A 20,755-nucleotide genomic window follows, 5' to 3' on the forward strand; every position below is an offset into this window, starting at 1 on the left:
CCGCCGGTCTCGACGGCTGGTTCCTGGATCGCCTGAGCGGGCGGGGGCACTGACCGGCAGAATTTAGCTACTGGATCTTGGCAGTTCCACCAAAGCGGGATCCGTGGTAAAGTGCCAATCCGCGATTGCGGCGGGTTCGGGCACTTTCGATGATTCGGCGCTCTAAGAGTACAACTGGTTCCTGGCGCATGTGCGAGACCGAGGGCGCTCGCGTATTAGTCGTATTCATTCATGGCATCGGTGGAACATACCTAGATGCTTACTGGGGGAGATTGTTTGCGTTTTTTCATAACTCGACCGAGTTGAATGAATATGACTTTTGTTTTTGGCAATACCCAACTCACAAGAAGCCAAGTCCAAGCTTGTTTGAGCTCATATTCTGGGGCCGGCGTTTACCCAATATAGACGACATCACAAACGCGCTTTCAACAGATCTTCGGTCAATTGCGGAATCTAGAAACTACGAAAAATTGTTACTAATCGGACATAGTCAAGGCGGCCTCATTGCATTTGAATTAATTCGCCTATTTTCTTTGCGCGGTCAAGTTGTTCGAATTGGCGGCGTTGCCGTCTTGAATTCACCGTTTGTGGCTGCCCCCATTGCGCGATACGCGTCGGCTATAATGATGAACTCCAACAGGCAATTAAGTTACTTGGCGTCTGGAGGTCAGCTTCTGAAGCTGCTGGTCGATGGGTTAACCATCGCAAGAAAGGGAAAAATAATTACGGTATACTTCGGCGCAATGGAAGATCCTGTCGTTATCAACGACAGCCTCTATCAGTTGTTTGACCGCCTAGAAACAATTACTGGGCCACACGTGTGGATGCCAGAGGTGACCTCACCTCAAGATTCCCGGTATCGCGCTCTATTGCGCTTCATTCGGGAAGCATCTCTGGTCGACGGTTCGTCTGCCGCAGGGAGGGGTCATGACTGACGTCAGCTTCTTTCATGTGGAGCCAACTCTCAGCCCCCCTAGTGAGTTAATATCCGCCGGTCGAAAGAAGATTGAGCATAATGAGAAAATTGCACAGGAGTTGGAGACCGAAATCCGGCGCATTGCAATGGATCGAAGCGCGATCGAGGAATCGCAAACTAAGATTATTCTCTGCGTCGACTTTAGCGTTCTGCACTCCGCGCTAAATTTCTTTCCCGAACGCAACAAACGAGATGCATTCTGGGCATCGGTAGCGCTAGACGTCAGCGCGTTCGATTTAATATTATTGCCTGGAACCCTATTTGAGCTGATTAATTTCGAGCAACGACGCCACGCTAGGTCGCAAACCTACGGTGGACCATTAGGCCATGCCTTTGTAAGCGCATTTAAAGCTAGCAGATTCGACGATAACGAGATATACTCTTCATACGAGAGCATCTTCAAGCATGCAATAGAGGCAATAGCTCCGACGCAAGATGACTATCTTCTGTCCTTGCTAAGGACGCGATTTAAGCCTCTTCGCAGGGCGAACCTAATAGCACCAGACCATGAAATATTCATGAAAGCTATGCACTTTCTTGCAGAGGGGAGTAGAGCCGAGCGAATTATAAACAACCGAGTGGATGCCTACAATCTGAGTCTCGTTTCTGCATTAAATAGACTGTCTCAAACCACAAACGAACACTATGTAATTATTTCTAATGCAGCGAGTATGAGGCGCCTGCAAGACCGATTTCTTTCCAATGTACTTTCCCGCACTAGTGGGTATCGACATAAGCATGAGTTGGCCATGGTATGGCAGCCTAGATACGCAGCCATCCATCAACTGATTCATACAGCGGGGAAGGATTATGTGGGTGCACGGGTTTTGGCGTGGAGGATAGTTGAGCGCCTTGTCACATATAGATCTGCTTTAATCGGTTTGCTAACGACTCAAAAAACACGCCAAATTACGGAAAAGGCCTGGGATACGGGAGATGACGCGTTCATTCGGATGATTTCGTCTATTGAGTCGCTACAGGACACCCTTAATGAAGCTCGTCAGAAGCAAGTTGCGAGAGTCAAAGACAGCCGTTCATTTAAAGGAGTGTCTGATCCGAGGACAACGTTTGACTTAATCAGAGCTGAATTGAAAAAATTTCTTGATCATTATGGATATAAATCAGTTCCTCGTCAGTTTACCGACAAGAAAATAGTATTAAAGATTGAGCCGACAAGCGAATCGGAAACCGCAGGAGATGGCATTTCCAGATACTCGTTAGTCGACGCCCGGGTAGGAGAATGGATAGCGGGACTTTACTCTGGGGCCGGCTACTCTGGTCTTTATTTCAAAACAGATGCATCTCTGGAGCAATTCGTCGCGGTTGTGAATTTTATATACGATCGCGTGCTGGCGTTGGTGGGGATGGGAGATATTCCTTATGATGCTAAAGAGCAAACAGGGGTTCTGATAGGGGCAAATATCGGCGATTCCGTCAGTCGGATGGATCTGGGCAGTCTTTGGCCTCTCGATACGATCGAATTTTGCCGGAAGGCAGAGTGTCAGCCGACTGATATAGTATTTATTAGAATCAATACAGAATGGTTCGATGTGTCTTTTGAGATGCATCCTGGAAACGGCGCTCGGTTCTCAGGAATTGCTACGCATCTTGCAATCTTTCGAGAGCTTGAGACATTTTTATGTGAACTGAGTAGCATCGTATCTTTGAGTGGCGAGATTGAGTCCCTTTTGAAGGGGCTTTTCGTCCACAGGGCTGTTGAGTCAGTAGCGCTTCGGAATAGGTAAGTAGTGGAACTCTGTAAATACGGTAGGCCAAGATGAAGGCAAATATCATTCCGTGCCTTGTTTTCCATGACTGGCGGGAAACGGCACTCAAAGGGCATCCCGGTACTTATTTACCGTCAGTGACCAGCCTCCCAGGAGGGCTCACGGTGGTGCTGGCTATAAACGATCGAACTGATCGATCAGTGCTAAGGTCGGTTCCGAAAATCAGGAATGCGGTTGCTGCTTGCTTTTCAATTGCGATGCGCAACCAGTCGCTCGTTGAATGGCAGGTTGGGTTTGTTGGTCGATCTGATAGCGGAAATATCTACTTCGAAGGTCGCGAAAAAGAATTTAGTATTGCTAAAGTGTGCTCAAAAATAACGTATGGCGACCAAGGAGGAAACTGTGCTGAGGTTTCCGTCTCCGTTTCCAATGATTCGCTTGAGGTTGAAGGGATCGAGGTTATCACCGGCCGGGTTGAGTTGCACAATCCTCACGTTCGCTACTACGGGTGTGACTACAACGTAGTACTCGATCCGGATAGCTGAGCCAAGGAGAGACTTAGCAGAATTCCATTTCAACGTGGCGCTATCTGCATCGAACTTAACCAGTGTGCGTTAGTGCCTTTCAAGATTAACGCCTGTGTGCGCTGGCGCGCACTTGCCGGGTCGTGATCCAGATCGCGAACGTGATCACGCCGGTCGCCGCGATGGCGATCACCATCGGCCAGGCGGTCGTGTTCAGCGCGAGGCCGACGACGGCGCCGACCGCGGCGCCGACCGTCTGCTGCACGCAGCCGACCAGCGAGGAGGCGGCGCCGGCGCGCTCCGGGAACGGCTGCAGCGTGCCGGCCTGGGCCTGCGGCATGGCGAGGCCGAAGCCGAACAGGAACACGGCGAGCGCCGCGGCGAGGGCTTCCATCGAGGTCGGCGCGAAGCCGACCGCGGCGAGCGTGCCGATCCCGCCGACCAGCACGCCGACGGCGCCGATCCCGATCGTGCGGTCGAAGCCGATCCGCATCACCACATGGGCGGCGGTCAGCGCGCCCGAGATGAAGCCGAGCGAGGTGACGCCGTAGAACAGGCCGAAGCCGGTCGGTGACAGGCCGTAGACGCTCTGCATCACGAAGGGCGAGCCGGAGATGTAGGCGAACAGGCCCGAGAAGCTCGCCGTGACGATCCCGAGATAGGCGAGGAACGCCTTGTTGCGCATCACGATGCCGAAGGATTCGAGCGAGCCCTGCAGGAGCTTGGCGTCGCCGCGGGCCGGCGGCACCGTCTCGGGCAGCAGCCGGCGCACCACGACCATGGCGGCGACGCCGGCGACCAGGATCAGCACGAAGCCCGAGCGCCAGCCGAGCCACTCTTCCAGGACGCCGCCGACCACCGGCGCGAGGATCGGCGCGATCCCCATGATGGCGCCCATCAGGGCCATCTCGCGGGCCGCGCGGGCGCCGTCGTAGAGGTCGCGCACCACGGTGCGGGCCAGCACGATGACGCCGGCCGCGCCGGCGCCCTGCAGCACGCGGGCGGCGATCAGCGCCGTGATCGACGGCGCCACCGCGCAGGCGAGCGTGCCGAGGCAGAACACCACCAGCGAGAAGGACAGCACCGGCTTGCGGCCGAAGCGGTCCGAGATCGGACCGAAGAACAGCTGCCCGACCGCGAAGCCCAGCATGTAGAACGAAATGGTGAGCTGCACCTGCGACGGCGACGCGGCGAGCGTGCGCCCGATCTCCGGGAAGGACGGCAGGTAGAGATCCATGGCCAGCGGGCCGAGCGCGGTCATCAGCGCCAGCAGGGCCGTCAGCGCGAAGGTGTTCGGGCGAAGCATTTTTTCCGTGGGTTCGGTGGACGGGCGGTGCGGGACATGAGTCGCGCGCGCGGCGGGCCAGTCACCATGCCGGCCCGGCATGTAGCGCGTGCGACCGCGCGCTGTCGAGGTGGGCCGTGCCCCTGGGCGGCCGATCACCCGCTCGTCCCCGCGAAGGCGGGGCATTCGTCATCCCGGGGCGCGAACCGCAGGTTCGCGAGCCCGGGATCCATACGCCCGGCGCCGGTGGCTCACGGAATACAGGGGTTGTGGGTTCCGGGCTCGGCGCTTGCGCGCCGCCCCGGAACAACCGAGCAATTCTGCAAAGCCCTCGCCTGTGCGCGACGACGACCACGGCGAAATCGTGCGCTCGGGATGTTACGCCGTCGGCGGGCGGCGTCGTGCGATCGGCTCGTCCTTTACGGCGCCGTAGCGGTGCAGGTCGCCGCCGTGCACCTCGAGCCACACCTTGGCGCGGCGCATGTCGGGGCACAGCCGGTCGAGCAGCCGCCAGAAGCGCGGCGAGTGGTTCATCTCGACGAGATGCGCCACCTCGTGGGCGGCGAGGTAGTCCAGCACGTAACGCGGCGCCAGCACCAGCCGCCACGAGAACGACAGCGCCCCGGTGGTCGAGCACGAGCCCCAGCGGCTGGTCTGGTCCCGAATGGTGATTCGCTTGATCTTGAGACCGAGCCGCTCGGCATAGGCGCGGGCCGCCACCTCGACGTCGCGCTTCGCCTCGCGGCGCAGGAAGTCGGTGACGCGGCGCTCCAGGTGCTCGGCCTCGCCGGCGACGCACAGGAGCTTCTCGCCGGTCTCGTCGGTCTCGGTCCACACGGTGCCGCGGGCGCCGCGGCGATGGACGATGCGGTGCGGCGTGCCGCGCAGCGGCAGCACCGTGCCGGTCGCGAAGGGCGCGGGCTTCGGCAGCCGGCCCATGCGGGCGGCGATCCAGCCGCCGTGACGCTCGGCGAAGTCGCGCGCCTCCCGGATGGAGCCGTGCGGCGGCATGGTGAGCACGACCTCGCGGGTCGCCGCCTGGATGCGGAGCGTATAGCGGCGCGCCTGCCGGTGCCGGCGCAGCCGGACCAGATAGATCGAGCGCTCGAACACCACCTCGATGGCGTGCGGCTCGCTCGGGCGTCGATAGAGCATGGCGCGCAGGGTCATTGTCGTCGATTCCACCCCGTCCCCGCGCCGCAGTGTGCCATATTCGGGGCGGCTTGAAGCCCCCTCGCGCAGGACGTTTTCGAGCCGCCAGATCTGGTGGGACGAGGCGAAACGCAGGCCAGATGTGGGGTGAAAAGGAATGAATCGCGAGTCCGCGCTTCACGGCTGTCGCGGACTCGAGACCGTTCGAATTTGTGCTGTGGACAGAAGATGTTGCGGCGGCCCCGCGAAATCGGTCGGAGCCCGTTGCAAATTCCGGCTGCCCGTGCCTAGGCGGTCGCCCGGAGCGACCGTCGCGCCCCGGCGCAAAGTCCGTGCTTTCAAGGACTTGGGCCGCCTGCGGCGCCGCGCCTGAACGGGGCGCGGCGCGGCCGGGTCAGTCGTTCGCCCGGATGAAGGCCGCCATCCGGGGCAGGATCTCGTTACGGAAACGCGAGCCGTTGAACACGCCGTAGTGGCCGACGCCGGGCTGCATGTAGTGGAGCCGCTTCTCCTCCGGGATGTTGGAGCACAGCGTGTGCGCCGCCTGGGTCTGGCCGAGCCCGGTGATGTCGTCCTGCTCGCCCTCCATGGTCATCAGCGCGACGCGCTTGACCTTGCTCGGGTCGACCCGGATGCCGCGATGGACGAACTCGCCCTTCGGCAGCAGCTGGCGGATGAACACGGAATCGACGGTCTGCAGATAGAACTCGGCGGTGAGGTCCATCACGGCCAGATACTCGTCGTAGAACTTGCGATGCGCCGCCGCCGAGTCGCCGTCGCCCTCGACGAGATGCTGGAACAGCTTCGAGTGCGCCTCGAGGTGGCGGTCGAGATTCATCGACATGAAGCCGTTGAGCTGCAGGAAGCCCGGATAGACGTCGCGCATGAAGCCCGGGTTCGGGAACGGCACCTTGGTGATGACGTTGCGACGGAACCAGTCGATGCCGCGCTTCTCGGCGACCTGATTGACCTGGGTCGGGCTGACCCGGGTGTCGATCGGGCTGCCCATCAGCATGAGCGACTCGGGAACGTGCGCCTCCTCGTTCGCCTCCATGACCGAGATGGCGCACAGCGCCGGCACGCCGGGCTGGCAGACGGCCAGCACATGCGTGTCGCTGCCGAGCAGCCGCAGCATGCCGATGATGTAGTCGATGTAGTCGTCGAGATCGAAGCGCCCCTCGCTCATCGGCACCATGCGGGCGTCGATCCAGTCGGTGATGTAGACGTCGTGGTCGGGCAGCAGCGCCTCGACGGTGCCGCGCAGCAGCGTGGCGTAGTGACCCGACATCGGCGCGATGACGAGGACGCGCGGGTCCGGCTTGTGGGTGATCGCCACCTGCCGGTCGAAGTGCAGGAGCCGGCAGAACGGCCGCTCCCACACGGCCTCGACCGACACGGGCGCGAGCCGGCCCTCGACCACGGTGTGCTCGATGTCCCACTCGGGCTGGGCGTAGCGCCGGGTGGCGCGCTCGAACATCTCGCAGGCGGCCGAGATCGACTTGCCGATCGTCGTCGACGACACCGGATTGCTCGGGCTCTTGAAGAACGCATGGGTGGCGTGCGCCAGCGCCCGTGACGGGTTCAGCGCCACATGCGTCATCTCGTAGAACCAGTACAGCGGCGATGACAGGCCCATGCCGAAGCCTTCCATCGACGGCGGCGGCGGCGTGTGTTCGACGTCCCGGATGGTCATGGTGCAGCTCCCTTTCGCGCGCCGGAAAACCGGCGTGCGCGCTTGGATGCAGGAATTTATGTTTGATCAATGCTGCCGTGCGCCGCAGCATTGCGCAACGTCAAATTCCAGTTTCGGGGTCGAAAAAGACAAAAAATTTCGCGCGCGTTCTTATCCCCCATCATTGTGCGCGATATGCAGGCGCGCTGCACGCAAAGAGTGAATGGCTATTCGCCGGTCTGCAGGAGCGAGCCCTGTCGGCGCGCGCTCTTCAGCAGCGCCAGGAAGCCGGCCGTTCCGGCGGCGAACAGCACCACGTTGAGGCCGAGCGCCCACAGCATCAGGTCGGCCCGGAAGACGTGGTCGATCATCAGGGCCCGCATCCCCTCGAACACATAGGTCGGCGGCAGCATCCAGGCGATCGTCTGCAGCCATCCGGGCAGCACCGCCACCGGATAGTAGACGCAGGCGAGCGGCAGCATCAGGAACATGATGGTCCAGGCGAGGTTCTCGGCGCCGAGCCCGTTGCGCAGCAGGATTCCGGACACGAAGATCCCGACCGCCCAGCTGGTCAGCATCAGGTTGACGAAGAACGCCGCGAGCGCGAGCCCGAGACCCCACAGGTTGAAGCCGAAGAACGCGATGGCGAGGAACGTCACCGGGACCAGCCCGATCGACAGGCGCACGATGCTCATGATCATCAGCGCGATCACGAACTCGATCGGCCGCAGCGGGCTCATCATCAGGTTGGCGAGGTTGCGCGACCACATTTCCTCGAGGAACGACACCGAGAAGCCGAGCTGGCCGCGGAACAGGATGTCCCAGAGCAGCACGGCGCCGATGAAGGTGCCGCCGGCGCGGGCGAGGACGCCGTCGCTCTGCGACACGTAGGTCTGCAGGAAGCCCCACATCAGCATCTGCACGGCCGGCCAGTAGACGAGGTCGAGGAGTCGCGGCCAGGACGACCGCAGCAGGTACCAGTAGCGCTCGACCAGCGCGGCGATGCGCCGGCCCGAGATCTCCCACTCGCCGCCGCCGTTGCGCGTCGCGCCGCTCATTGCGCCGCCTCCCGGGCCGCGTCGCCCTCCCGCGCGCCCTCCTGGGCCTGATCGGCCGGAAGCTCCCCGCGCCCGCGCGCGACGTCGAGAAACACCTCCTCGAGATTGCTGCGCCCGTAGCGGGCGAGCAGGGCGGCCGGCGTGCCGTCGTCCTCGATGCGTCCGCGCTTCATGATGATGACCCGGTCGCACAGCCGCTCGACCTCGCCCATGTTGTGCGAGGCGAGCAGGATGGTGGCACCGCGGCGCTCGCGGTATTGCTCGAGGTGCCCGCGGATCCAGTCGGCCGTGTCGGGGTCGAGCGATGCGGTCGGCTCGTCGAGCAGCAGGAGCTCGGGCGCGTTGACCAGTGCCTTGGCGAGCGCGACCCGGGTCTTCTGACCGGCCGAGAGCTTGCCGGTGGGGCGGTCCAGCAGGGCGACCAGATCGAGATCCTCGGCGAGGCGCGCGATGACGGCGTCGAGGTCGTCGACCCCGTAGAGTTTGCCGAACACGCCGAGGTTCTGGCGCACCGTCAGGCGCAGCGGCATCTCGACATAGGGGCTCTCGAAGTTCATCCGCTCGAGCACGCGATAGCGCTGCCGCGGCATCTCTGCCCCGAGCACCCGCACGGCGCCGGAGGTCGGCATCACCAGCCCCATGATCATCGCGATCGTGGTGGTCTTGCCGGCGCCGTTGCCGCCGAGCAGGCCCGTCACCGAGCCGGGCGGCAGCGAGAACGAGATGCCGTCGACGGCGGTGCCGCCCTTGTAGATCTTCACCAGCCGGTCGACCGCGACGGCGGGCGTCCCGCTCGCCGCCGGCGTGTCGGCTGCCGCCGGACCGGAGCCGGCCGTGGTCGGGGCTGCCGTGGTGGAGGGGGCGTTGGTGGGGGCTGTCATGGGCTCGGCGAATGTAGGGGGATGCGCGGCCGGCGCAAGGGCGCCGGGGCGCAGAGCGGGCGGCGGCGGGCGTGTGCGGAAAGAGCTGGTGGTGCGTGGGCACGCTCGCTATCTTTGGTGCATGCCCAAGACCTTCGGCCGTGACACCCCCGTTCTCGATCCCTTCGATCCGTTCCGGAGCGAGGAGCGGGTTCTGAACAGGTTTCTGGAAGCGGCCGATCGGTTCGACGCCAAGCACGGTCGCACCAAGGCGGCGGCCCGGCGGCAGCTCGAGAAGGAAGGCGTCGTCACCCGGTCGGGGAGGCTGACCAAGCGCTTCGGCGGGTGACGTGCAACGGCTCTCCTACGGCTTCGTGCTCGGCTATCACGGCTGCGACAGGGCGGTCGGCGAGCGGCTTCTCGCCGGAACGTCGTTCCAGCCCTCCGAGAACGACTACGATTGGCTCGGGCCGGGCGTGTACTTCTGGGAGGCCAATCCCCGCCGTGGCCTCGATTTCGCCCGCGAGACGATGACACGCCGCGCGGCCCGGATCAGGACGCCGTTCGTGGTGGGTGCCGTCGTCGACCTCTGCCGCTGCCTCGATCTGACGACGGTCTTCGGGATCGCCGCGGTCCAGCGTGGATTCGAGTCGCTGAAGCGATCACACGCCGAATCCGGCGTGCCGTTGCCACGGAACTCTCCCGATCGACTGCTTCGACGGCTCGACTGTGCCGTGATCCAGCGCGTCCACTCGATCTTCGCGGAGGCGGGACTGCCGCCGTTCGACACGGTGCGAGGCGTCTTCACCGAAGGGGGGCCGGCCTATGACGGGGCCGGGTTCGAGGAGAAGACGCACATCCAGATCGCTGTTCGGAACCCCGAGTGCATCAAGGGTGTGTTCCGGGTTCCGAGCCAGCATCTCGCGCTTCCAGTGGCATCATGAGCACGTGACGCGCGGCGAACCGCGCCGCCGTGGCCGGGTTGTCGTTCGAAAGTCCCGGAGATGCGCCATGCCCGACACGCCCTGCGACGGCTCGACCCACGACGCGACCCGTGCCGACGATCCGGTTCGCGCCGACGACAGGCCGATGCCCGACACGGCCGGCGCGGCGCCGCGGCCCGCGAGGCCGGCCCGCACCGATCCGGGGTCCGATCGGCCGACCGGGGACGACTACGCCCAGGCGGAACTCGGCGGCACCCGCGGCCATCCCTCGCTCGCGCCGGCGCCGATGACGCCGCAGCGCGCCAAGAAGACCCCGACCACGCCGGGCGACGGCCACACGGCCTAGCGACGCCCGCACGCCACGTCTTCTCGCGCCCGGCGGAGCGGGCCTGATCCGTCCGTTCGCCTCACCGCCCGGTGGGGCGCGGCGCGTCGTCCATCCGCAGAGACCCGCTACAGTCGACGGCCCGGATGTGCGAGGATGATTCGGCTGTACAGGCCGCGCGCCGTACGCCGTGACCCGGCGGGTCGCGAACGTGCAGCTTTCGACTTCGCCGATCCTGTCGCATCGGGGGCGTGCCGCGGCTTTCGCGACGCCTCGGCGCGACGGATCGCCCCCGGTCAACCCGCCCGACGAACCACCAGCAGGAGACGCACGAGGGATGCCGATGACCGGCGACAGGACACGCCGCCCGCCCCTGCGGGGGCAGGAGCCCCGGCGCGGGCAGGATGCGCGGGCCGCGGCCGAGAAGGCCTTCAAGGCAGTGACGGCGAAGCCGCCACCCGGGCCAGCAGAAGCGGCGCCGTTGCGCTCGCAGGGGCTGCCGCCGGTGCGCGAGCAGGTCACGCTGCGCATCGATCAGGATATTCTCGAGCGGTTCCGCGAAGCCGGCCCCGGCTGGCAGGACCGCATCAACGCGGCGCTGCGCAAGGCGCTCGACCCCTAGTTCCTCTCATTTGCATGCCGGAGCTCAACAATGAACGACCGTCCGAAGGATCGCGGGGACGGCAGCAAGACGGCGCTGCCGCTTTACGAGCGCGAGGCCCAGGCGCTGCGCGAGAAGACCGAGCGGCTGCGCGCGCTGCGGCTGGCGCGCGACGGCGCCGATGCGCCCGCCACCCCGACCCGCAGCGTCGCCAAGAAGACCGGCGCGGCGGGCCGATCCTCCGGCGGCAAGGCGTCGAGCGGCGCGTCGACCGTCGCGTCGGTCGGCAAGAAGGCCCGGAAGTCCACCGAGACGCTCTCGGACTGGCTGAAGACCCAGGAGCAGCAGGGGCGGCGAAGCTGAGCGACGCCTCGGCGCTTGCGCCGAACTCGTTTCCTTCCGCCTCGCCCCCTGCCACCTCTCACGTTCAGTCTCGAGGCGCCGCGGTCCGTCCGCGGCGCCTCGCCTGCTACGACGCGGCGCACCTGTCTCCCGGCACCTGCTTTCCACATGCCGGCCTGCTACGATGGTGTCATGACGACGCCCGCCCTTTCGACGACCGAAGACGAGCCGTCCCGGCCGGTCCGCCTCGACACGCTGGTCCGGCTGCGCTGGATCGCGGTGTTCGGCCAGCTCGCCGCCGTGCTGATCGTCCACGACAGCCTGGTCAGCGAAGCGCTGTTCTGGGTCGCGCTGGCCGTGGTGACGCTCTACGGCTCGCTCAACGTCTATCTGCTGTGGCGCTTTCACGGTGACGCGCGGCTCGAAGCCAACGGCGTCGCGCTGCTGCTCGGCGTCGACATCGCCGAGCTGGCGATCCTTCTGTTCCTCACCGGCGGGATGCAGAACCCGTTCGCGCTGCTGTTCATCGGGCCGGTGCTGATCTCGGCCAGCATCCTGCCGTCCCGACTCACGCTGATGCTCGGCCTGCTGGCGATCGCCTCGGCGACCGTGCTGATGTTCGCCTACTTTCCGCTGCCGTGGCCGGGCGACGGCAGCTTCGAGCTGCCGTGGATCTACGTGTTCGGCGTGTGGCTCGCGCTGGCGCTGGCCATCGGCTACATCAGCGTCTACGCCGGCCAGATCGCCGAGGAGTCGCGAAAGCTCACCCAGGCGCTGGCGGCGACCGAGCTGGTGCTGGCGCGCGAGCAGCATCTCTCGCAGCTCGACGGGCTCGCCGCCGCCGCGGCCCACGAGCTCGGCACGCCCCTCGCCACCATCCTGCTGGTCGCCAAGGAGCTCGAGAACGATCTCGACCCCGCCTCCCCGATGCTGGAGGACATCCGGCTCCTGCGCCAGCAGGCGCAGCGCTGCCGCGAGATCCTGAGCAAGCTCTCCGAGTTCCCGGCCCCCGGCGAGATGTTCGTGCGTATGCCGATCGCGGCCCTGGTCGAGGACGTGGTCGCGCCGCACCGCACCGGCGAGGCGGTGATCGACGTGGTGATGCCGTCCGAGGGCGGGCCGGAGCCGATCGGGGTGCGCAACCCGGCGATCCTCTACGGGCTCGGCAACCTGGTCGAGAACGCCGCCGACTTCGCCCGCGAGCGCGTCGAGGTGGCGGTCTCGTGGAACGCCGACTCGGTGTGGATCATGATCTCCGACGACGGGCCGGGCTTCCCGCCCGAGATCATGGACCGGCTCGGCAAGCCCTACGTGACGAGTCGTCGCGGCCGCCGCAAGGGCGAGGACTCGCCCGGGCTCGGGCTGGGCTTCTTCATCGCCAAGACCCTGCTGGAGCGTTCGGGCGGCCGGTTGACCCTGCAGAATCGGCGTTTCCCGCAGCGCGGCGCGATCGTCCGCATCCGCTGGAGCCGCGAGGAGTTCGAGCACCCGGCCGAGACGCTGTGGGGCTCGGCCGAGCAGGAGAGCGAGCCGGACGAGGCGGCGGCATCGGCCGGGCGGGCTTGAGGCGGCGGCGGTTCGTGCCTACCTGACAGCCGTGCACGGGTGCGACATCACGTCCGGCGCATTCCGGCATCGGACCGGGCAGCCTCGTCGTAGAGACTGCGTCGGCATCCGAGCGTGCCGAAGACATTCCTGCCGGCCCGACCGGCGAACCTTCGAGGATCGAAAGCGATGATGGAAGCCGCGTCTTCGTCCGCGCCGGCCGTGTCGGCCCCGGTGGGGGAGCGTACGCTGCTGATCGTCGAGGACGACAAGTCGTTCCTGCAGCGCCTCGCCCGCGCCATGGAATCGCGCGGCTTCACGGTGACGACCGCCGAATCGGTCGCCGACGGGCTGCAGCAGGTCGAGCGCCAGCCGCCGGCCTTCGCCGTGGTGGACATGCGGCTCGGCGACGGCAACGGGCTGGACGTCATCCAGGCGCTGAAGAAGAAGCGGCCCGAAGCCCGCGGCATCGTGCTCACCGGCTACGGCAACATCGCCACCGCCGTGACGGCCGTGAAGCTCGGCGCCTTCGACTACATGTCGAAGCCGGCCGACGCCGACGAGGTCGCCGCCGCGCTGCTCGCCGGCGAGGGCAAGAAGCCGGAGCCACCCGAGAACCCGATGTCGGCCGACCGGGTGCGCTGGGAGCACATCCAGCGCGTCTACGAGCTGTGCGGCCGCAACGTCTCCGAGACGGCCCGCCGCCTCAACATGCACCGCCGCACCCTGCAGCGCATCTTGGCGAAGCGCGCGCCGAAGTAGGGCGGGCCTCCGTCACTCGGCCGCGTCCGCGCGCCCGGGGCGGCGGGCGTTCTGCCAGTCCCCCGGTGCCAGAACCTTTTCGGCCGACAGAATCTCGATGCCGACGATGCGGCGCTCTGCGTCCAGGTCGCAGATCAGCGGCCCGTGCTCTTCCTGGGCGACGATCTCGCCGCGGCCGAGCCGCAGGTAGACGGCGTCCGCTTCCGGGTCGTAGGTCATGTCGGTCATGGCTCGCGCCTCGCGGTCCTGTCGAACATCACGCTTGTAGTACTGTTTTCCGTTCGATCCGCTCTCTGTCATTCCGGGGCGCGGCGAAGCCGCGAACCCGGAATCCAGCGACAACCTCCGTTATCCTGGCTGGATTCCGGGTTCGGCGCTCACGCGCCGCCCCGGAATGACCCCAGGTCCCAGCCGCATGCCTTTCACCTCCGGCAAATCCCCTTGAGCGCCTGCCATTGCGCGTCGTCGAGGAGCGGTGGCCCGCTGGCGCCGTGGTCGAGCGCCTTCAGGGCCGCGAGGCGCTCCTCGCTGAGCGGGTGGGTGAGTAAAAGGCTGATGCCTTTGCCGGCGTTCTCGCCCGTCACCCGCAGCAGGAACGCCGCCATCGGGGCGGCCGGCCGGCCGAGCGCCGTCATGATGCGGGCCGACTCGCGGTCGGCGGCGCGCTCCGCCTCGCGCGAATGCGACCCGTCGACCATCAGGCGCGCCGCGAACACCACGGTCGACGAGCCGGTGACGTCGCCGAACAGGAGCCCGAGCAGGAACGACGAGCCGCCGGCCTGGATCAGGCTGCGCAGCCCGTCGCGCGCTTTTGCGTGGCCGATCTCGTGCGCCAGCACGCCGGCGATCTCGTCGGGGCTGCGCGCCATCTTCAACAGCCCGTCGAACAGGTAGATGCGGCCGCCCGGCAGCGCGATGGCGTTCTTGGTGGCGGAGCGCAGCACCGCGATGCGCACGCCTTCGCCGGCTTGGCCCGTCCCGATGTCGGCGGCGCCGACCAGCTTCGCGGTCAGCGCGTCGAGCGCCGCCCGGCCGGCCGGGGCGTCACAGGTCTCGGCGCTGAAGATCGATTTCACCTGCTTGTCGGCGATGCCGCCGAGCCGCTCCTCCCACGACACCGGGACGAACGGCACCAGCCGCTCGGCGACCAGCGGCAGCAGATAGAGCGTGGTGAGGACGAGCGACACCGCGACGGCGAGCGAGCCGATCACGACCTTCACCCGGAAACGGCGGCCGCCGCCCGCCGCCGCCTCGAAGGCCGGCGCGCGCGCGACGATCGCGGCGGCGAGGTCCGGGTCCGATATGTCGATGCGGGCGAGATCGGAGGCGGAGACGCAGCCGACCCGGGTGACGTCCGGGCCGGCGTCGCGGCGGCGCAGATCGGGCCACGGCCAGCGCGCCGTCTCGGCGCCGTCCTCCAGGATCGCCAGCACGTCGGGATCGAGCCGCAGCGTCACGTCGCGCCGGCGTGCCGTCACGCCGTCCCAGAAGACGGCCGCGTCCAAGTGCGCCGGCGCGCTCACGGCGGTCAGATCGCGCCGACGTCGAGGGCGTCGGCGAGCCCCTCACCGAGGCTGCCGGCGGCCTCGCCGGCCGCCTGCACGTGATCCAGGGCCTGGACGCCGACGACGGTCGTCGAGGCGGCGACGGCCGCCCAGACGCCACGGTCGACGAAGACGCGCTTCACCACGCCGAAGCCGAACAGCATCAGGAGATAGATCACGGCGATCACGGCGAAGGCGCCGAGCTGGCCGGTGAGGCCGGCCGTCTCGAGGTGCTCGAACGGGTTCTTCATCACCATCGTGGCGGTGCCGAACAGGATGCTGCCGGCCGAGCCGACCAGCATCGACACGCCGAGCGCGGCGGCGTAGCAGCCCAGCACGGTGCGGCGCCGGAGCGTGGAGTGCAGCGAGACCGGGCCGAACCGCGTGCCCTCGATGCGCCAGCGCAGCTCGGTCGCCCGGAAGATCGGCCACAGCGGCAGCAGCAGGAACACGAGCAGCATGACCGCGAGGGAGGCGAGGCCGACGATCGTCTCGACGTCGTCCTTGTCGACCTCGAGCGCCGCGAGCGCGCCGGCGCTCGCCATGCCGACCGCCGCCGCGACCATCCCGGCGAGCACCACCATGGCCAGCACCCACATCCAGGCGCCGCGGACGAACAGCCGCCAGCCGGTGCCGACGAAATCGCCCGCGAGCGTGCCGTAGCGGGTGTTGCGCATGCGGTAGCGCTCGAGCGCGGCGGCCCGCCACGGATAGGCGAGGCCGAGCGTGATCACGGTGAGAAAGTCCCACCAGGCGGCGCGGCCCGCATAGGCGAAGGCCGAGCCGGTCATCCAGAAGCGCAGGCCGCGCAGCGAGCTGCGGGTCATGCGGTAGCGCCGCGCCCGGTAGGTCGCATAATGGCCGAAGACGTAGAGCACCAGGACCAGCGGGACGCTGGCGAAGGTCGCGTACTCCTCGGCGACGAGGCCGGCCAGGAAATACAGCACATAGACGGGCGCCAGGATGGCGAGCGCCACCAAAAAGCCGATCAGCAGTTCGCGCGCCGTGCCGGTGTATTCGAGCGCGTCGGCGCCGATGCGGGTGTGGCGCCACAGATGCCGGCGGATGTCGGTGACCAGCCAGAACCGGTAGAAGCCGACCGTGACGAGCTGCAGGAGCCCGCCCGCCACGACGAGGCTGAAGAAATCGCCGCGCAGCCCCGTGAAGGTCACCTGCCCGGGGTTCATCTGGCTGGCGTTCGTCGGGCCGCCGTTCACCGTCGCCGGCGCGGCTTCGCCCGGGCCGGCCGGGGGCTCGGTTCCCGGCCCGGGAACCGGCGGCACGGAACCCCATGGCTGGGGCGGCGACGGCTCGGAGGAGAAGGTGCGCATGTCCATGCTGCCTCGCCGGCCCCCGGGGGCCGTTCCCTAACATGATACCCGATCCCGCCCGGATCCCCATCCATTGTGTCGCGAGCCCGCCGTCCCGTTCGCAGCAGCCGCCTCACCCGTCGGAGAAACGGCCGTGCGGGTCGGCGAGCGACTGCAGGCGGAGCGCCGCGGCGCGGGCGAAGGCGAGCGTCATGTGCTTGCGGGTGGTGGCGTGCAGCCGGTGCTCGGGCGCGTCGCGCAGCAGCTCGGCGGCGAAGCCGTCGGCGACGATCAGGCCGGCGTCCTCGGGAAAGATCGTGGCCGGGACGTGCGGCGCGGTGGCGAAGAACAGCCGATCGCAATGCAGCCGGTAGTCCGGCCATTTGTGGTCGGCGCGCAAGTCCTCGATCGAGGACTTGATCTCGACGATCCACACCGTGCCCTCGCCGCCGAGCGCCACGAGGTCGGCGCGCCGGCCGGAGGCGAGCGGCAGCTCGCACACGCAGGCGAAGCCCATCGAGCGGAGCAGCCGCTGGGTGCCGCGCGCGACCGCCAGCGCGGTCGCCGACTGGCGTCCGTCGATCGGCGGAGCGGGTCGAATCGGTGCGGTGGCGCTCGGCATCGACGGACCATGCCACGCCGTTTCGGGGCGGAAAAGCAGCCGCGAGCCGGTCCGGTGCTCCGCTCCGGCCGCAGGCCTGCCCGGGCGGCGGTGCGGATCGTGCGGCCGGCGGCTTTCAGGTTAGCATTCAATGTCGTGACGGTTCAGGAGAGGCCCCGATGACGACCCCGGACGGCGTGACCACCAGCGCGGCGTTCCCGATCCCTGCGAGGATGACGGCCTGGGTGCTCGATGGCCCGGGCGAGCTGCGCCGCACCGAGAAGCCCGTCCCGGTGCCGGGCCGCGCCGAGGTGCTGCTGCGCATCGACGCCGTCGCCATCTGCCCGAGCGACATCGACAACATCTGGTACGGCTGGCCGGCGATCGTCGACGGCGGGCCGCCCTTCCACAAGGCGTGGACGCCCGGCCACGAATACATGGGCACCGTGGTGGCGCTCGGGCCGGCCGTGGACGAGTTCTCCATCGGCGACCGTGTCGCGGTCGAGATCCATGCCGGCTGCGGCCAGTGCCGGCGCTGCCGCGCCGGCCTCTACACGGCCTGCCTGAACTACGGCAACCGCGCCAAGGGCCACCGCGCCAACGGCTTCACCACGGACGGCGGCTTCTGCGAGTACCAGGTCAACCACGTGAACACGATGGCGAAGCTCTCGGACGACATCTCCGACGAGCTCGGCACCCTCGTCGTCACGGCCGGCACGGCCATGTACGCGCTGACCGAGATCGGCGGGCTGGTCGCCGGCGAGAGCCTGGTCGTCATCGGCGAGGGGCCGATCGGCCTGTTCGTCGCCGCGGTCGGCAAGGCGCTCGGCGCCTCGCCCGTGGTGGTGACGGGCCTGTCGCCGCAGCGGCTCGCCATCGCGGCCGGCCTCGGCGCCGACCACGTGATCGACGTGCGCGACGTCGATGGGCGTGGGGCGGATGCCGTCGCCGCCGTGAAGGCGATCGTCGGGCCGCACGGGGCCGACTACGTGGTCGAGTGCTCGGGCGCGCCGATCGCCATCGGCCAGGCGATTTCGATGGCCAGCCGCGGCGGCCGCGTCTGCCTGGCGGCGTTTCCGGCCGAGGCGACGAATGTCGACGTCGGACGACTGGTGCGCGACAACATCGCATTGTTCGGCATCAGGGGCGAGGGCAAGCGCGCCGTCCACCGCGCCTGTGCCCTGATGCGCGACGGAAAGTTCGACGCGCGCCCGCTGCTCACCCACACGTTCGCGCTCGACGACCTGCCGACGGCGCTCCTCTACGCCAAGGAGAAGCGCGACGGCGCCATCAAGGTGGTAATCAAGCCGCACGGCGTGGCGGCCGGACGGATCGCGGCCGAGTAGGCGAGGGGAGCTGCGCCTCCTCCCGCGTCGTCATGCCCGCGCTTGTCGCGGGCATCCACGTCTTGTAGGCCTGCCGTCAAATAAAACGTGGATGGCCCGGACGAGCCCGGCCATGACGGGAGGGCATCACAATGACCGCCGACGACCGTTACGAGAAGGGCATGGCCGCGCGCCGATCCGTGCTGGGCGATGCCTGGGTGGATCGCTCGATCGCCCGGCGAAACGGCTTCAACATCGAGTTCCAGGAGATGATCACCCGCATCGTGTGGGGCGAGATCTGGACCCGGCCGGGGCTCGACCAGAAGACGCGGCGCTGCATGGTGCTCGCCACCATGATCGCGCTCGGCCGCTGGGAGGAGTTCAAGCTGCACGTGCGGGCCGGGCTCGCCGGCGGCCTGACGGTCGAGGAGATCAAGGAGATCATCCTGCAGTCGACCCTGTATTGCGGCGTGCCGGCCGGCAATCACGCGATCGGCGAGGCCGAGAGCATTCTTCGCGAGCTGGGTCTGCTCGACGGCGGATCGCCGGCCTGAGTCTTGCTTCGCGGCCCGACATCTGTTCCTCTTCGATCTCCGCCCGCCCTGTATACAAACTCACCCGCTCAAGCCCGCCGCCAGCCAGGATCCTCGATGCGCCAGGACGTGATCGCCCGCGAGGTCGCCGCCATGACGGCGGCCGGCCTCGACGCCATCTGCTCGTGCTCGCCGGAGAACTTCGCCTACGTCACCGGCTTCGTCTCGCCGACCCAGCCGCTGATGCGCTGGCGGCACGCCATGGCGATCGTCACGGCGGACGGCGCCGTCTCGCTCGTCGTCGTCGACATGGAGGCGAGCACGATCCGGGCGAAGGCGCCCGGCACCGAGATCGCGGTGTGGAAGGAGTTCTCCTTCGACGCCATGGCGGTGCTGGCTGAGGCGCTCGAGAAGCACGGCCTCGCGAACGCCCGCATCGGGCTCGAGCTCGACTATCTGCCGGCGGCCGACTACGCGGATCTCGCCGCGCGCCTGCCGGGCGCGACCTTCGCGCCGGCCCAGGCGCTGCTGGCGCGGCTGCGCCAGCTCAAGACGCCGGGCGAGATCGACATTCTGCGAAAGCTCTCGCGCATCGCCGACCGCGCCATCACCGAGTCGTATCACGCGGTGTCGGCCGGCAAGACCGAGATGGATCTGGCCGCCGCCTTGACGCGTGGCGTCTACGAGCAGGGCGCCGAGTACTTCAAGCTGATGATCGTCGCCACCGGCGAGCGCAGCGTATTCCCCAATGTCGGTCCGACCGGGCGGGTGCTGAAGACCGGCGACGTCTGCCGGGTCGAGATCTTCCCGATGATCGACGGCTATCACGCCGGCGTCTGCCGCACCGCGGCGATCGGCAAGGCGCCGGCAGAGGCCGAGCGCATCTGGGCCAATCTCACCTCCTGCAAGCACATGCTGCTCGACGAGATCCGCCCCGGCGCATCGACGCGGGCCATCTACGAGCGCTACCTCGTGATGACGGAGGAGCTGAAGCTGCCGCGCATCTCCTTCATCGGCCACGGCATCGGCCTGCATCTGCACGAGGACCCGTATCTCGGGCCGACCGCCGACCAGCCCCTGGAGGCCGGCATGGTGCTCGGCATCGAGCCCTTGATCTACGAGACCGGCTTCGGCTTCGGGATGCAGAACAAGGACATGGTGCTGGTCACCGAGACCGGCTGCGAGCTCCTGTCCGATTTTTCCGACACCGACCGCCTGCTGGTGGTCTAGCAGGCGGCGATCGGTCCGCTCTCACCCGGCGCGGACGCGGCTCAGGAAGCTCTCGACGTCGCCGCTCAGATGGTCGGCGTTCGACGCCATGGTCTCGACCGACTCCAGCACGGCGTCGCTCGCCGTGCCGGTCTCGCGGCTCAGCGCCGCGACATTGCCGATCGTGCGGGTGACGGCCTGGGTGCCGTTCGAGGCCTGCTGGACGTTGCGCGAGATCTCCTGCGCGGCCGCGCCCTGTTCCTCCACGGCGGCCGCGATCGCCGCCATCTTCTCGTCGATGCCGCCGATCGTGTGGGCGATCGAGCGGATCTCGCCGACCGCCGTCTCGGTCGCCGACTGGATGTCGGCCACCTGGCGGGCGATGTCGTCGGTCGCCTGGGCGGTCTGGCCGGCGAGCCGCTTGACCTCCTGGGCGACCACGGCGAAGCCCTTGCCGGCC

At 66.9% G+C, this 20,755-nt stretch carries 23 protein-coding genes; 13 read left to right on the forward strand and 10 right to left on the reverse strand.

Annotated features, from left to right (window positions below; all coding sequences use genetic code 11):
* The first annotated feature begins 188 nt into the window (after nt 1–188).
* The 3 genes from ABTU92_RS19890 to ABTU92_RS19900 are packed head-to-tail and all read left to right on the forward strand — an operon-like array spanning nt 189 to nt 3,248.
* Nucleotides 189–935 carry an esterase/lipase family protein gene (locus ABTU92_RS19890; RefSeq protein ID WP_408093366.1) on the forward strand — a complete coding sequence of 249 codons (747 nt, stop codon included), beginning with the start codon at nt 189–191 and terminating at the stop codon, nt 933–935.
* Complete coding sequence (locus ABTU92_RS19895) at nt 928–2,721, forward strand: hypothetical protein (RefSeq protein WP_408093367.1); 1,794 nt, start codon at nt 928–930, stop codon at nt 2,719–2,721. The genes ABTU92_RS19890 and ABTU92_RS19895 overlap by 8 nt, the downstream gene beginning before the upstream one ends.
* Nucleotides 2,722–2,753: 32 nt before the next feature.
* A complete protein-coding gene (locus ABTU92_RS19900; protein WP_408093368.1) occupies nt 2,754–3,248 on the forward strand; it encodes a hypothetical protein in 495 nt (164 codons plus the stop codon).
* A gap of 85 nt (nt 3,249–3,333) precedes the next feature.
* On the opposite strand, the gene ABTU92_RS19905 is transcribed toward ABTU92_RS19900, so the two are convergent.
* The 5 genes from ABTU92_RS19905 to ABTU92_RS19925 form a co-directional block, all read right to left on the reverse strand.
* A complete protein-coding gene (locus tag ABTU92_RS19905) occupies nt 3,334–4,533 on the reverse strand; it encodes a multidrug effflux MFS transporter (protein ID WP_408093369.1) in 1,200 nt (399 codons plus the stop codon).
* Nucleotides 4,534–4,890: 357 nt separating this feature from the next.
* Nucleotides 4,891–5,682: a M48 family metallopeptidase gene (locus ABTU92_RS19910; RefSeq protein WP_408093370.1), complete on the reverse strand. Its 792-nt coding sequence runs from the start codon at nt 5,680–5,682 to the stop codon at nt 4,891–4,893.
* Nucleotides 5,683–6,058: 376 nt separating this feature from the next.
* Nucleotides 6,059–7,357 (reverse strand): polyhydroxyalkanoate depolymerase, encoded by a 1,299-nt coding sequence (locus ABTU92_RS19915; protein WP_408093371.1) that lies wholly within the window; start codon nt 7,355–7,357, stop codon nt 6,059–6,061.
* 206 nt (nt 7,358–7,563) lie between these two features.
* Nucleotides 7,564–8,394, reverse strand: coding sequence for an ABC transporter permease (locus ABTU92_RS19920; protein WP_408093372.1), 831 nt, complete (start codon nt 8,392–8,394; stop codon nt 7,564–7,566).
* Nucleotides 8,391–9,275 carry an ABC transporter ATP-binding protein gene (locus ABTU92_RS19925; protein WP_408093373.1) on the reverse strand — a complete coding sequence of 295 codons (885 nt, stop codon included), beginning with the start codon at nt 9,273–9,275 and terminating at the stop codon, nt 8,391–8,393. Before ABTU92_RS19925 ends, ABTU92_RS19920 begins: the two co-directional genes overlap by 4 nt.
* A 121-nt stretch (nt 9,276–9,396) precedes the next feature.
* Between ABTU92_RS19925 and ABTU92_RS19930 the strand changes: the two genes are divergently transcribed.
* The 7 genes from ABTU92_RS19930 to ABTU92_RS19960 all read left to right on the forward strand — a co-directional run bounded on the left by ABTU92_RS19930 (nt 9,397) and on the right by ABTU92_RS19960 (nt 13,773).
* Entirely contained in the window at nt 9,397–9,603 is a 207-nt protein-coding gene (locus tag ABTU92_RS19930) for a hypothetical protein (RefSeq protein ID WP_408093374.1), read from the forward strand.
* A 1-nt stretch (nt 9,604) separates the two neighbouring features.
* The gene (locus tag ABTU92_RS19935) at nt 9,605–10,198 is read left to right on the forward strand and encodes a hypothetical protein (protein ID WP_408093375.1); all 594 of its coding nucleotides are present in this window, start codon (nt 9,605–9,607) and stop codon (nt 10,196–10,198) included.
* Nucleotides 10,199–10,265: 67 nt separating this feature from the next.
* Nucleotides 10,266–10,544: a hypothetical protein gene (locus tag ABTU92_RS19940; RefSeq protein WP_408093376.1), complete on the forward strand. Its 279-nt coding sequence runs from the start codon at nt 10,266–10,268 to the stop codon at nt 10,542–10,544.
* Between the two features lie 322 nt (nt 10,545–10,866).
* Entirely contained in the window at nt 10,867–11,145 is a 279-nt protein-coding gene (locus ABTU92_RS19945; protein WP_408093377.1) for a BrnA antitoxin family protein, read from the forward strand.
* A gap of 30 nt (nt 11,146–11,175) precedes the next feature.
* Entirely contained in the window at nt 11,176–11,487 is a 312-nt protein-coding gene (locus ABTU92_RS19950; protein ID WP_408093378.1) for a hypothetical protein, read from the forward strand.
* 171 nt (nt 11,488–11,658) lie between these two features.
* Nucleotides 11,659–13,032: an ActS/PrrB/RegB family redox-sensitive histidine kinase gene (locus ABTU92_RS19955; protein ID WP_408093379.1), complete on the forward strand. Its 1,374-nt coding sequence runs from the start codon at nt 11,659–11,661 to the stop codon at nt 13,030–13,032.
* Between the two features lie 168 nt (nt 13,033–13,200).
* On the forward strand, nt 13,201–13,773 hold the full coding sequence (locus ABTU92_RS19960; protein ID WP_274611557.1) for an ActR/PrrA/RegA family redox response regulator transcription factor: 573 nt from the start codon (nt 13,201–13,203) through the stop codon (nt 13,771–13,773).
* A gap of 12 nt (nt 13,774–13,785) precedes the next feature.
* Here ABTU92_RS19960 and ABTU92_RS19965 read toward each other — a convergent pair whose 3' ends face one another.
* From ABTU92_RS19965 to ABTU92_RS19980, 4 genes are all read right to left on the reverse strand, one after another.
* Entirely contained in the window at nt 13,786–14,115 is a 330-nt protein-coding gene (locus tag ABTU92_RS19965; protein WP_408093380.1) for a DUF2283 domain-containing protein, read from the reverse strand.
* Between the two features lie 80 nt (nt 14,116–14,195).
* Nucleotides 14,196–15,296, reverse strand: coding sequence for a M48 family metallopeptidase (locus ABTU92_RS19970; RefSeq protein WP_408093381.1), 1,101 nt, complete (start codon nt 15,294–15,296; stop codon nt 14,196–14,198).
* Between the two features lie 5 nt (nt 15,297–15,301).
* Nucleotides 15,302–16,654 carry a DUF898 family protein gene (locus tag ABTU92_RS19975; protein WP_408093382.1) on the reverse strand — a complete coding sequence of 451 codons (1,353 nt, stop codon included), beginning with the start codon at nt 16,652–16,654 and terminating at the stop codon, nt 15,302–15,304.
* A gap of 106 nt (nt 16,655–16,760) precedes the next feature.
* Nucleotides 16,761–17,249, reverse strand: a complete 489-nt coding sequence (locus ABTU92_RS19980; protein WP_408093383.1) for an MmcB family DNA repair protein — start codon at nt 17,247–17,249, stop codon at nt 16,761–16,763.
* Between the two features lie 158 nt (nt 17,250–17,407).
* On the opposite strand from ABTU92_RS19980, the gene ABTU92_RS19985 reads away from it, so the two are divergent.
* From ABTU92_RS19985 to ABTU92_RS19995, 3 genes are all read left to right on the forward strand, one after another.
* Nucleotides 17,408–18,574 (forward strand): zinc-binding dehydrogenase, encoded by a 1,167-nt coding sequence (locus ABTU92_RS19985; protein WP_408093384.1) that lies wholly within the window; start codon nt 17,408–17,410, stop codon nt 18,572–18,574.
* A 131-nt stretch (nt 18,575–18,705) separates the two neighbouring features.
* Nucleotides 18,706–19,107, forward strand: coding sequence for a carboxymuconolactone decarboxylase family protein (locus ABTU92_RS19990; protein ID WP_408093385.1), 402 nt, complete (start codon nt 18,706–18,708; stop codon nt 19,105–19,107).
* A gap of 96 nt (nt 19,108–19,203) precedes the next feature.
* Entirely contained in the window at nt 19,204–20,316 is a 1,113-nt protein-coding gene (locus ABTU92_RS19995; RefSeq protein WP_408093386.1) for a M24 family metallopeptidase, read from the forward strand.
* Nucleotides 20,317–20,337: 21 nt separating this feature from the next.
* On the opposite strand, the gene ABTU92_RS20000 is transcribed toward ABTU92_RS19995, so the two are convergent.
* Nucleotides 20,338–20,755 (reverse strand): methyl-accepting chemotaxis protein (locus tag ABTU92_RS20000; RefSeq protein WP_408093387.1); only part of this gene is annotated, 418 nt, incomplete at its 5' end.

Origin of the sequence: Rhodoplanes sp. SY1 (genome assembly GCF_046000175.1) — a bacterium.
GTDB lineage: Bacteria > Pseudomonadota > Alphaproteobacteria > Rhizobiales > Xanthobacteraceae > Rhodoplanes.

Bases quoted from the DNA above. Each gene is read 5' to 3' on its own strand.
- ABTU92_RS19890 (WP_408093366.1), top strand. From the start codon at position 189: ATGTGCGAGACCGAGGGCGCTCGCGTATTAGTCGTATTCATTCATGGC.
- ABTU92_RS19895 (WP_408093367.1), top strand. From the start codon at position 928: ATGACTGACGTCAGCTTCTTTCATGTGGAGCCAACTCTCAGCCCCCCT.
- ABTU92_RS19900 (WP_408093368.1), top strand. From the start codon at position 2,754: ATGAAGGCAAATATCATTCCGTGCCTTGTTTTCCATGACTGGCGGGAA.
- ABTU92_RS19905 (WP_408093369.1), bottom strand. From the start codon at position 4,533: ATGCTTCGCCCGAACACCTTCGCGCTGACGGCCCTGCTGGCGCTGATG.
- ABTU92_RS19910 (WP_408093370.1), bottom strand. From the start codon at position 5,682: ATGACCCTGCGCGCCATGCTCTATCGACGCCCGAGCGAGCCGCACGCC.
- ABTU92_RS19915 (WP_408093371.1), bottom strand. From the start codon at position 7,357: ATGACCATCCGGGACGTCGAACACACGCCGCCGCCGCCGTCGATGGAA.
- ABTU92_RS19920 (WP_408093372.1), bottom strand. From the start codon at position 8,394: ATGAGCGGCGCGACGCGCAACGGCGGCGGCGAGTGGGAGATCTCGGGC.
- ABTU92_RS19925 (WP_408093373.1), bottom strand. From the start codon at position 9,275: ATGACAGCCCCCACCAACGCCCCCTCCACCACGGCAGCCCCGACCACG.
- ABTU92_RS19930 (WP_408093374.1), top strand. From the start codon at position 9,397: ATGCCCAAGACCTTCGGCCGTGACACCCCCGTTCTCGATCCCTTCGAT.
- ABTU92_RS19940 (WP_408093376.1), top strand. From the start codon at position 10,266: ATGCCCGACACGCCCTGCGACGGCTCGACCCACGACGCGACCCGTGCC.
- ABTU92_RS19945 (WP_408093377.1), top strand. From the start codon at position 10,867: ATGACCGGCGACAGGACACGCCGCCCGCCCCTGCGGGGGCAGGAGCCC.
- ABTU92_RS19950 (WP_408093378.1), top strand. From the start codon at position 11,176: ATGAACGACCGTCCGAAGGATCGCGGGGACGGCAGCAAGACGGCGCTG.
- ABTU92_RS19955 (WP_408093379.1), top strand. From the start codon at position 11,659: ATGACGACGCCCGCCCTTTCGACGACCGAAGACGAGCCGTCCCGGCCG.
- ABTU92_RS19960 (WP_274611557.1), top strand. From the start codon at position 13,201: ATGATGGAAGCCGCGTCTTCGTCCGCGCCGGCCGTGTCGGCCCCGGTG.
- ABTU92_RS19975 (WP_408093382.1), bottom strand. From the start codon at position 16,654: ATGGACATGCGCACCTTCTCCTCCGAGCCGTCGCCGCCCCAGCCATGG.
- ABTU92_RS19980 (WP_408093383.1), bottom strand. From the start codon at position 17,249: ATGCCGAGCGCCACCGCACCGATTCGACCCGCTCCGCCGATCGACGGA.
- ABTU92_RS19985 (WP_408093384.1), top strand. From the start codon at position 17,408: ATGACGACCCCGGACGGCGTGACCACCAGCGCGGCGTTCCCGATCCCT.
- ABTU92_RS19990 (WP_408093385.1), top strand. From the start codon at position 18,706: ATGACCGCCGACGACCGTTACGAGAAGGGCATGGCCGCGCGCCGATCC.
- ABTU92_RS19995 (WP_408093386.1), top strand. From the start codon at position 19,204: ATGCGCCAGGACGTGATCGCCCGCGAGGTCGCCGCCATGACGGCGGCC.